The following is a 9786-nucleotide window of genomic DNA, read 5'->3' on the forward strand; positions in this document are numbered from 1 at the left end:
CTCCCCGAAGACCGCACCCTCCCCGAGGCGCCCGACGGTCCTCTCTTCGAGCCTCTTGAGCTCCCCGGTGGATCCCATGCTTCCCGCCGCTCCCTGCGGGGCAGGCTTTTCCCTACGCCTCCTCCTCGTCGGGCTCCAGTGGGTTATGCACCGGCACGTCCGGGTCGAAGGGGTAGGGCTCTATCTGGCTCGATCCGCACCTGGGACAGGCGAGGTGATCCTCCTCCGGCTCGACCGGGCTGAGGCGCGCCCTGCTCTCCGGGAAAACGTGCCGACAGATCAGACAAACGAACCTGGCTTGTGCCATCTTCTCCCCTTCCGTCTCCCGATCAAGACAGCGGGCGGAGAGAAGGCGAGACCCTCCGCCTGGTCTTCCACCCCTGACTCTACCACGCTCCCGATCGCCCGAAATCGGACCCTCGATCCCCGAAGGCGGGCCGCACCTCCCCCACCACCCCGCCGTGCAGGTCGTGCACCGGCGCGGAGAGCAGGCCGGGCGGCACCCCCACCCCGCGACGGGCGAGCGCCGCCGCGGCAGCCGGCCCCACGGCCCTGTTCGCACCGTCGGAGACCTTCAGAGCGAAGCCCCAACCTACCTCGGGGCTCCCGCAGGCGAAGACGCCCTCGGCCCCGCTCTTGGCGACGAGCGGAGCCCCCCGCATGAGGTCGGTGTCGAAGCGCCCGGTCCCGGCGACGAGGTAGGGATTGTGCATCATCGCCTCCCGGACCTGCCGCGCCGCCTCCGCAATCCCGCCGCAGAGTCCCTCGCCGGTGGCGAGACGGGCGAAGCCGGTGGCGAGCGCCCGCAGAGGGAGCGCGAAGGTCTGCACCCCGCAGTTGTCGCGGGCGGGCGAAAGATCCCCCTCCGGGACCCCGCAGACCCGCGCGAGCACGGCCCTCACCCCGCGCTGCACCGAGTGTTCGAGCTCCTTGTAGCCTGCGACATCCCACCCTCGGTGCACGCAGAGCGCGAGCATCCCGGCGTGCTTGCCCGAGCAGTTGCCGTGCACGGGGCGCGGCTTCTCCCCGCTCCGGGCGAGCGCCCCGGCGGCGGGCCCGTAGAGCGGAGGATGCGCCCCGTTGCCGAGGTCTTCCTCCCCGAGACCGGCCTTGCGCAGGACCGAACGGACGGCCTCCACGTGCGCCTCCTCCCCGCTGTGCGAGGAGCAGACGACGGCGATCTCCTCCTCCCCGAGCCCGAAGCGGTCTGCCGCGCCGGAGACGAGGAGGGGCAGGGCCTGGAAGGGCTTGGCCGAGGAGCGGGGGTAGACGGGGACTTCCGGATCCCCCACCGCCTCGAGAACCTCCCCCGAGGGATCGCAGAAGACGAACCTGCCGCGGTGGACGCTCTCGACGAGAGGCCCTCGGGTCACGGTCGCGAGCGGGACGTCCTCCCGCATCTTACTCCTCACAGAGCTCGATGATGCGCAGCGAGATCATGTCCTGCGCCACCCGCAGGCGGGCCATCGCCGCCGCGAAATCCTCCTTCTTCCGGTAGGAGACCGCCTCCTCGAAGAGAGCGCGCACCTCCTCAAGGAAAGGCTCGTCCTTCCCGCCGGGGCTCTTTTCGTTCAGGCTGGCGCGGGCCATCGCGAGCAGCGACTCGGTGCGGCGGTTTGGCATCCAGAGCGCCGCGATCGCCCCCTCCAGGTAACCTCCGACCCGCAGCAGGTGCGCGACCCTCACCCCGGTCGTTCCCCCGCTCATCCGAACCACCGTCGGATGTTCCCGGAGAGGATGCCGGAGACCTCCTCCTCGCTCAGACCCGCCGCCCGGCAGGAGGCGAGGGTGGCGTGCAGGGTCGAGGGGAAGTCCCCGTAGGGGATGTCCGAGCCGTAGCAGACGCGGTCCGGATCCACCGAGCAGAGCAGCACGTAGAGGTCTTTCGCCCTCACGACCGAGGTATCGAAGAGGACGTTAGGATTATCGGCGAAGGCGCGGGAGGCGGTGAGCACCTCGACCATGGCGGAGTGGCCCAGGATCAGGCGCAGCTCCGGGTGGGCCTCCAGCGTCGGCAAGAGCGGTTCGACGATCCTGCCCATCCCGAAGCCGGTGTGGATGAGGACCGGGATGCCGGCCTCGGCGGCCATCCCGAGCAGCCTGACGACCCGCTCGTCGTCGAGCTCGAACCGCTGGCTCACCGGATGCAGCTTGAGGCCCCTGAAGCCCCGCCCGACGCAGCGCTCGAACTCGGCGTCGTAGTCGAGGTGGGGGTTGAGGCGGAAGAAGGGGACGAAGAGGTCCGGGTGCTCCTCGAAGGCCCGCCAGATTACGTCGTTCGGTCCCGAGTAGTCGTCGCGGGCGTTGGGGTCGTTGAGAGGGAAGACGATGTTGCGCGAGACGCCGGCGGCTCGCATCTGCTCGATGAGCCCCTCGGCGCTCATCTCGTGGCCGTCCACGTCGTTGCCTATGTGTGAGTGGCAGTCGAAGATCCTGGTACCCGGCGGCACCCAGCTCCTTACCCGCTCCCACACCGGGGCCATCGCCCCGCTCGTGAGCGCCTCGACACTGGTGGTGCGTGCCTCTCCCTCTGCGGCATCCATCGCTGCCCTCCAACTTCCTCTCTAGATCCGGAGCAAATGTTAGCAGAGCAGACCAGAGTCGCCCGCACCGGACGAGATCATGCAGGCAAGCCCCCACAGATCCGCGCACCGACGATCACCCTCGTGGTGCGCTTCACCGACGATTACTCTTCTCCAGTGCCTCTTCCTGCAGGTAGAGGGTGAGCATCGCCACCCGCGGTCCGTCGACGCTCTTGACGCGGAGCGTCGCCCCCTCCACCGCCACGGTGTCCCCCGGTCGGGGCGGACGCCCCAGCGCCCCGAGGACGTAGCCGCCGATGGTCTCGAAGTCCTCGCGGGAGATCTCGAGCCCGAAGCGCTCGTTCACCTCGCTTATCGGGATGCGCCCGTCGACCGCGAACACCCCGCGTCCGAGCTCCTCGACGGTCGCCTCCCCCGCGTCGAACTCGTCCCGGATCTCGCCGACGATCTCCTCGATTATGTCCTCGATGGTCACGAGACCTTCGACCGAGCCCCACTCGTCGACGACTATCGCCATCTGCAGCTTGCGCCGCTGAAACTCCCGGAGCATCTCCTCTATGCGTTTGTTCTCGGGGACGATGAAACACTCCCGGATCAGGGGCTCGAGCCTGAAATCCTCCGGGTTCTCCCGCGCCGCCCGGAAGAGGTCTTTTATGTGCACGACCCCGAGGATGTGGTCCAGGTCTCCCCGGTAGACCGGGTAGCGGGTGTAGCGCTCGAAGACGGCGCGCTCCACGAGCTCCTCCAGCGGAAGGTCGCAGGGCAGGGCGACGATGTCCGGGCGGGGAACCATAATCTCGCGCACGACCATGTCCCCGAAGTCGAAGACGTTCTCCAGGTAGTTGCCCTCCTCGGGTTCGATGTACCCCGATCGCGCCGAGGAGGCTATGAGGAAGCGGATCTCCTCCTCCGATGGCACCTCCGAACCCTCCCCGAGCCGGATGCCCCACGGCCTCAGGACCAGGTTGGTCGCGGCGTTGACCAGCCAGCTCATCGGCCGCAGGATCACGACGAACAGGTGCAGCGGACGGCTGATCCAGAGCGCCGCACCCTCGGCCCGCTCTATGGAGAAGTACTTGGGGGCCTGCTCGGCGAAGACGAGCTGGAAGAAGGTTATTATCGAGAAGCCGATCACCACCGAGACGACCCGGATGAGGCCACCGTCGCTCACCCCGACCGCCGCGAGCGCGGGGCGGATGACGGCGGAGACGGCCGGCTCGCCGATCCAGCCGAGAGCGAGAGAGGCCATCGTGATCCCGACCTGCACCGCCGAGAGGTAGGTGTCGAGGTTCTTGAGCGCGCCGTGCACGCTCGCCGCCCGCGCGCTGCCTTCTTTCTCGAGCTGCGCGATGCGGCTCTCCCGTACCCGTACCAGCGCGAACTCGGCCATGACGAAGAAGCCGTTGAAGGCGATCAGGACGATGGCGGCGAGTACGCCGAGCCAGGATAAGAGGGGGTCTTCGTGCATCTCTAGCGGCCCCTGAACCTCGGGCCTGCCGTATTATCCCTGAAAAGCTCACACATCTTCGTCTCTTTCGTGATTATACCGTGGAAGGCGGGCGGCGCACCGCCCCCGGGAGCGGCTAGAATCATCGCGTGACACACGAATCTTCTTCGAGAAGGGCGGCGGGCATCCTGCTCCACCCGACCTCGCTCCCGGGGAACGCCGGCATCGGGGAGCTGGGGGAGGAGGCGCTGCGCTTCGTGCGGTTTCTGCGCAGGGCCGACCAGCGCCTCTGGCAGGTCCTCCCGCTCGTCCCGACCGGACCCGACGGGTCGCCCTATTCCTCCTCTTCGGCTTTCGCCGGCAACCCCCTGCTCGTGAGCATGGGGCGGCTGGTGGAAGAAGGACTGCTGGAGGAGGGACCGGAGCCGACGCCGGAAGACGCCCCGGTCGACTACCCGCGTCTGATCTCTTCTCGCGGAGAGCTCCTGTACCGTGCCTTCACCCGCTGGCGCCCGGATGACAACTTCCTGCGCTTTCGGGAGGAGAACGCCTTCTGGCTCGAGGATCACGCGCTCTACGAGGCCCTGAGAGAGGCCCACGGCGGAAGACCATGGACGCGCTGGGAACCCGCCCTGCGCGACCGAAGACCGGAGGCGCTGAAGCGGGCGCGCAGGGAGCTCGCAGAGGAGATACGTTACCACCAGTTCGTCCAGCACCGTTTCCAGAGGGACTGGGACCGGGTCAGGTCCGCGGCGAACACAGCAGGCGTACAGATCGTCGGGGACCTCCCCATCTTCGTCTCCCACGATTCGGCCGACGTCTGGGCCGACCGCCGCCTCTTCCGGCTGGACGATCGGGGAGAGCCCGCCGCTATCGCCGGGGTCCCGCCGGATTACTTCTCGGAGACGGGCCAGCTGTGGGGCAACCCGCTCTACGACTGGGAAAGGATGGAGCGGGAAGGCTACCGGTGGTGGGTTTTGCGCATGAAGCGCGCCCTCACCCTCTACGACGCGGTGCGCGTAGACCACTTCCGCGGGTTCGAGGCAGGCTGGGAGGTCCCGCCGGGCGAGAAGACGGCGAAGAACGGCCGCTGGGCGCCCGGCCCGGGGAGGAAGCTCTTCCGGAGGCTCGAGGAGGAGCTCGGGGAGCTGCCCGTGATCGCGGAGGACCTCGGCGAGATCACACCAGAGGTCGAGGAGCTGCGCGCCGGGCTGGGGTTCCCGGGGATGAAGGTCCTGCAGTTCGCCTTCTCCTCCGACGCCGCCAACCCCCACCTCCCGCACAACCACACCGGGAACTGGGTCGTCTACACCGGGACCCACGACAACGACACCACGGCCGGCTGGTGGCACGATGCCTCCCCCGCCGAGCGCTCCTTCGTCCGCCGTTACCTGGGGCGGGAGTTCGTCTCGGTGTGGGACTTCGTGCGCCTGGCCTACGCCTCCCCGGCAGACCGCGCGATCGTCCCGATGCAGGATCTCCTCTCGCTCGGGTCCGAGGCCCGTATGAACGACCCCGGTAATCCCGAAGGAAACTGGCGGTGGCGGATGTCCCGGGAGGCGTTGTCGGAGGAGCTCGCCGGGAGGCTGCACGATCTGGCCGCAACCTACGGCCGCTAGAGCCAGCGCACCTGTCCCGGAGGCCAGAAGATGAGGAAGGCCTCGCCCTGCAAGTCGCTGTCGGGTACCGGCCCGAAGAAGCGCGAGTCGAAGGAGTTCGCCCGGTTGTCCCCCATCGCGAAGAAGTGGCCGGGCGGCACCCTGACCGGACCGAAGGAGCAGGTTCTGGGTCTCCCCGGGACGCAGGGGTTCTTGTGGATGTAAGGCTCTTTCTGCGCGACCCCGTCTACGTAGAGCACGCCGTGTTTTATCTGGATCGTATCGCCGGCGACGCCGACGACGCGCTTTATGAGGTCTTCGCCGCTCCCGTTCGGGTCCTTGAAGATCACGATCTGGCCCCGCTTCGGCGGCTCGAAGCGGTAGATGAACTTGTTCGCCAGCACCCTGTCGCCGATCATCAACGTCGGCTCCATGCTCGCGGAGGGGATGCGGTACGCCTCGACGATGAACGGCCTGACCACCCCGAAGACCAGAACGAAGGCGACGACGAGGATGATGACAAACTCGCCGACCGGCCCGCCGAACCTGCCGCGACGCTCCGGCCGCTTGCCCTGGTGTGAGAGATTATCGCTCATGCAACCCGTCAATCGTACCGCAGCGACCCCGATCGTGCACGCGCCCTACGGGCTCACAGCCAGCCGAAGTGCCCTGGTGGCCAGAAGACGAGGAAGACCTCACCCTCCAGATCCCTCTCCGGGACCGCCCCGAAGTAGCGGGAGTCCTCGGAGTCGGTGCGGTTGTCCCCCAGGACGAAGACCCTCCCCGGAGGCACGGTGACGGGGCCGAAGGGTGCAGGCTCACCACGGTTCACGTAGGGCTCCCTCCGGGGAGCGCCATCCACGTAGAGCACGCCGCGTCTTATCTGGATGGTGTCCCCCGGCAGCCCGACGATGCGTTTGATCAGGGGAGCGCCGCCCGGGTCTTCGGGATTTCGGAAGATCACGATCTGCCCCCGCTTCGGCGGCTCGAAGCGGTAGACGAACTCGTTCGCCAGAACCTCGTCGCCGGGCCGCAGCGTCGGGATCATACTCCCCGTCGGGATCCAGTAGACCCCGACGACGAGCGGTCCGAGCACCCAGAAGAGAGCAGCCAGAACCGCGGTGAGGACGAGCGAGAAGCCCGGCGCCCCGATCCTCCGTCCGGACGAGGTCTCGAAGCGCCGGTAGGGGTCTCTCGCCGCCACGGAGGCTCAGGATACCATCACTCCCGGGGATCCCGACCGGTCGGAGGATCGTCTCGGGGCTCGGCGTGGATGACGACGTGCTCGAGATCCGGGAACCGCCCCCGTATCGCCTGCTCCATACGTTCGGTCTGGGCGTGCACCTCCCCCACGTTCTCCGAACCGGGGAAATCGCAGTGGAGCACGGCGTCCACACCGTCCTCCGAGCGATACAGCCGCACCTCGTGGCAGCCTGCTCCCCTCCCCACCCCTTCCGCCACCCGCTTTATCTCCGAGGCAAGGTGGGGCAGCTCGGAGGTGATCTCCTTCGCCTCCCCCGCAGGCTCCGGTTCGGCGACCTCGATGTGGGTGTTCACCCGGCTCAGCTGCGGGTACCGTCCGCGCACCGCCCGGCCGAGCCTGTTGGCGAGCGCGTGGGCCTCCCCGAGGGTGAGCTCCGGAGAGACCTCCAGGTGCAGCGAAGCCTCCAGATGCTCCCCGGAGCGCTGCACCCGCTCGTGGTGGGTCCTCAGGCCCATCTCGAGGCCCGTCGCGTGGATCGCCTCGGCGAGCGTCTCGGTGTCGGTGACGACCGGCTCGGTGTGCACCACGCTCTCGGCGCGCGGGTCGACGCCGCGCACCGCCTCCTCGACACGCTCGGAGATCTCGTGCGCCTCCGGGGCGCTGATCGTCCGCGGCACGGTTATCACCACGTCGGCGAAGGTACGGCTGCCGGACTCCCGCAGGCGCACGGACGGGGCGTCGATGACGCCGGGGACGGAGGAGGCGGCGCTGCGCACCCTCTCCTCCATCTCCTTCGGCGCCCGATCGAGCAGCACGTTGACCGAACTGAAGAGCAGCTCCGTGGCCTTGTAGAGGATTATCCCGGCAACGGCGAGCGCGGCCAGCGCGTCGGCGTTCGCCAGGATACCGATCCCGGTGGCCCTCCCGAGCGCGACCAGCGTGAGCCCGACGATGACGGCGGAGGAGCTCAACAGGTCGGCCCGGAAATTCAGCGCGTCGGCCTCGAGCGCCCGGCTGCGGTAGCGCCGGGCGACCCCGAGCAGGATCCGCGAGCGCCAGAGGTCGGTAGCGATCGCGAAGAGCATCACCCCGAACGCCGCCGGGGTGGGACGCACGTGGCTACCTTCGAGCAGGAGCCGGATCGCCGCCTCATAGGCGATCCAGGCCGCCGTCACCAGAAGCAGCACCCCCTGTATGACGGCCGAGAGGTTCTCGAACCGCTCGTGCCCGTAGGGGTGCTCCTCGTCCGCCGGCCTGCGGGCCACGCGTACCGATACGAAGGTTATGAGCGAGGAGACGAAATCGAGCCCGGAGTGTGCAGCCTCGGCCAGGAGCCCGAGGCTCCCGGTGAGGAGCCCCACCGCGAGCTTCAGGCACGCGAGGAAGAGGGATGCCCCCACCGAGACGAAGGTCGCCCGGTCCTTCTCCAGCCGCTCTCTGTCTTCCTGCCGGCCCATCGCCTGAGTTTAACATTCTCCCACAGGTGAAAATCGTGCTTTTTGCGGGGCTTTCTCAGGCCTTCGGGGTGCGGGCGGAGAAGCGCCGCCAGAGCAGGTAAGCGACCGCGAGGACCACGCCGAGGACGACCAGATAGTCCAGGTAGTGCAGGTAGGAGCCGACCCGCTCCCAGTTGCGCCCGAGGAAGTAGCCGAAGTAGGTGAGCGCGGTGACCCACGGGATGCACCCGAGCAGGGTGTAGGCGGAGAACCGGACGAGGTTCATCTTCGCCGCTCCGGCCGGGAAGGAGATGAACGTTCGCACCACCGGCAGGATACGCCCGACGAAGACGACGATCTCCCCGTAGCGCTCGAACCACTTCTCGGCGGTGGCCAGGTGGTGCGCCCGGACGCCGACGAAGCGCCCGTAGCGAAGCCAGAGCCCCCGGCCGCCGGTCGCGCCGATGGCGTAGGCGATCCAGGAGCCGACCATGTTGCCCGCCACCCCGGCGGTCACCGCCCAGAAGAAGCTCATCTTGCCGGCGAAGACCAGATACCCGGCGAACGGCGAGATCGCCTCGGAAGGGATGGGTATGCCTGTGCTCTCCAGGATCATCAGCAAGAAGACCGCGAGCAGTCCGTAGACGCCTATCGTCCCGGTGACCCACTGAACGAGGGGCTGCAGGATGGCTTCGACCATGCGGGAAAGCTACCATCGAGGCGCGGAGATTTCCACCCGTGGGGTTATCCGGGTGGCGTCGAAAGACGTATCATGCGGGTGTCGGAGATCCGCCGCCGAGGCCCGAGCGAGGAGAGAGGATGCAACACCTGCCGCACGTCATACAGCCGATAGCCCCCTACCTCGACCGGTACGGCTACCTCGCGGTCTTCGGCGGCGTCATGCTCGAAGACTTCGGCGTCCCATCCCCCGGCGAGACGCTCATGATCGCCGGTGCCGCCGTCTCCGCGCTCAGCGGACACCTGTTCGTCTGGTGGGTCCTGCTCGCCGCCTTCCTCGGGGCCGTCATCGGCGACAACATCGGCTTCGCGATAGGCCACTTCGGGGGCCGCGCTCTGGTGCTCCGCTACGGCCGCTACGTCTTCATAACCGAGAAGCGGCTGCAGAAGGCGGAGAGCTTCTTCGACCGGCACGGCGGCAAGGTGGTGCTGGTGGCCCGCTTCGTCGAGGGGCTGAGGCAGCTCAACGGGATCATAGCGGGCGCGGCCGGGATGAGGTGGCGCAGCTTCCTGCTCTACAACATGGCCGGGGCCGCGCTGTGGGTTGGGGTGTGGGGTAGCGTCGGCTACTTCTTCGGCGACCACCTGGACCGGGTGCTGCCGCTCGTCGAGCGCTACACCCTCTACGTGGTTGCCGCAGCCTTCCTGCTCCTCGCCGCCGGGGTCGCCTACACGTTTTACCGCAAGAAGAAGGAAGGGGGAGCCTAGCCCGCTCCATTACGGCCCGCCCTCAGCGCGAGGGCGCAGACGAGAGCGCAAAGCGCGCATCCTTCCACCATCCCGGCGAGCCCTCCCCACCCGCCCCGCGCGTACGCCGACC

General features: G+C 68.1%; 11 protein-coding genes. 2 read left to right on the plus strand and 9 right to left on the minus strand.

The genetic code is table 11. The annotated features are described in order from the left end of the window. Positions 1–112: 112 nt before the first annotated feature. The 5 genes from PJB24_RS15475 to PJB24_RS15495 all read right to left on the minus strand — a co-directional run bounded on the left by PJB24_RS15475 (position 113) and on the right by PJB24_RS15495 (position 4011). Complete coding sequence (locus tag PJB24_RS15475; RefSeq protein WP_273847491.1) at positions 113–307, minus strand: hypothetical protein; 195 nt, start codon at positions 305–307, stop codon at positions 113–115. 79 nt (positions 308–386) lie between these two features. Further along, positions 387–1400, minus strand: a complete 1014-nt coding sequence (locus PJB24_RS15480) for an asparaginase (protein ID WP_273847493.1) — start codon at positions 1398–1400, stop codon at positions 387–389. A gap of 1 nt (position 1401) precedes the next feature. Then, the gene (locus PJB24_RS15485) at positions 1402–1707 is read right to left on the minus strand and encodes a hypothetical protein (protein WP_273847495.1); all 306 of its coding nucleotides are present in this window, start codon (positions 1705–1707) and stop codon (positions 1402–1404) included. Further along, positions 1704–2543 carry an amidohydrolase family protein gene (locus PJB24_RS15490; RefSeq protein WP_273847497.1) on the minus strand — a complete coding sequence of 280 codons (840 nt, stop codon included), beginning with the start codon at positions 2541–2543 and terminating at the stop codon, positions 1704–1706. The genes PJB24_RS15485 and PJB24_RS15490 overlap by 4 nt, the downstream gene beginning before the upstream one ends. A 133-nt stretch (positions 2544–2676) precedes the next feature. After that, complete coding sequence (locus tag PJB24_RS15495) at positions 2677–4011, minus strand: hemolysin family protein (protein ID WP_273847500.1); 1335 nt, start codon at positions 4009–4011, stop codon at positions 2677–2679. Between the two features lie 128 nt (positions 4012–4139). Here PJB24_RS15495 and malQ point away from each other — a divergent pair, with 128 nt between their 5' ends. Continuing rightward, a complete protein-coding gene (gene malQ, locus PJB24_RS15500; RefSeq protein WP_273847502.1) occupies positions 4140–5609 on the plus strand; it encodes a 4-alpha-glucanotransferase in 1470 nt (489 codons plus the stop codon). Here malQ and lepB (PJB24_RS15505) read toward each other — a convergent pair. From lepB (PJB24_RS15505) to PJB24_RS15520, 4 genes are read right to left on the minus strand one after another with little or no spacing between them, the layout of a single operon-like run. Further along, complete coding sequence (gene lepB, locus PJB24_RS15505) at positions 5606–6184, minus strand: signal peptidase I (protein WP_273847504.1); 579 nt, start codon at positions 6182–6184, stop codon at positions 5606–5608. The genes malQ and lepB (PJB24_RS15505) overlap by 4 nt on opposite strands. A gap of 53 nt (positions 6185–6237) precedes the next feature. Next, entirely contained in the window at positions 6238–6792 is a 555-nt protein-coding gene (gene lepB / locus PJB24_RS15510) for a signal peptidase I (RefSeq protein WP_273847506.1), read from the minus strand. A gap of 17 nt (positions 6793–6809) precedes the next feature. Next, positions 6810–8249: a cation-efflux pump gene (locus PJB24_RS15515; protein ID WP_273847508.1), complete on the minus strand. Its 1440-nt coding sequence runs from the start codon at positions 8247–8249 to the stop codon at positions 6810–6812. A 55-nt stretch (positions 8250–8304) separates the two neighbouring features. Continuing rightward, positions 8305–8928, minus strand: coding sequence for a DedA family protein (locus PJB24_RS15520; RefSeq protein WP_273847510.1), 624 nt, complete (start codon positions 8926–8928; stop codon positions 8305–8307). A 119-nt stretch (positions 8929–9047) separates the two neighbouring features. Here PJB24_RS15520 and PJB24_RS15525 point away from each other — a divergent pair, with 119 nt between their 5' ends. Continuing rightward, positions 9048–9674: a DedA family protein gene (locus PJB24_RS15525; RefSeq protein WP_273847512.1), complete on the plus strand. Its 627-nt coding sequence runs from the start codon at positions 9048–9050 to the stop codon at positions 9672–9674. Positions 9675–9786 lie beyond the last annotated feature (112 nt).

Origin of the sequence: Rubrobacter calidifluminis (assembly GCF_028617075.1) — a bacterium.
In the GTDB taxonomy this organism is placed as follows: domain Bacteria; phylum Actinomycetota; class Rubrobacteria; order Rubrobacterales; family Rubrobacteraceae; genus Rubrobacter_E; species Rubrobacter_E calidifluminis.